The sequence below is a fragment of the Staphylococcus gallinarum genome (assembly GCF_000875895.1).
GTDB lineage: Bacteria > Bacillota > Bacilli > Staphylococcales > Staphylococcaceae > Staphylococcus > Staphylococcus gallinarum.
Window position 1 is genome coordinate 1 of record NZ_JXCF01000262.1, and the last position, 241, is coordinate 241.

At 29.5% G+C, this 241-nt stretch carries 1 pseudogene; it reads left to right on the forward strand.

Going from position 1 to position 241, the window contains the following annotated elements:
* Nucleotides 1–241 (forward strand): annotated as a pseudogene (locus SH09_RS15695) (replication initiation factor domain-containing protein); the annotation flags it as partial.

A 241-nucleotide genomic window follows, 5' to 3' on the forward strand; every position in this document is an offset into this window, starting at 1 on the left:
GTGACAGTGATAGATTTATTAGAATTTATAATAAAAAACAAGAACGTAAGGATAATGCAGACATTGAAGTTATGTCTGAACACTTATGGCGTGTAGAAATTGAATTAAAAAGAGATATGGGTGATTATTGGAACGATTGTTTTAATGATTTACATATTTTGAAACCAGATTGGTCTAGTTTAGAAAAAGTAAAAGACCAAGCAATGATTTATATGCTAATTCATGAAGAAAGTACATGGGG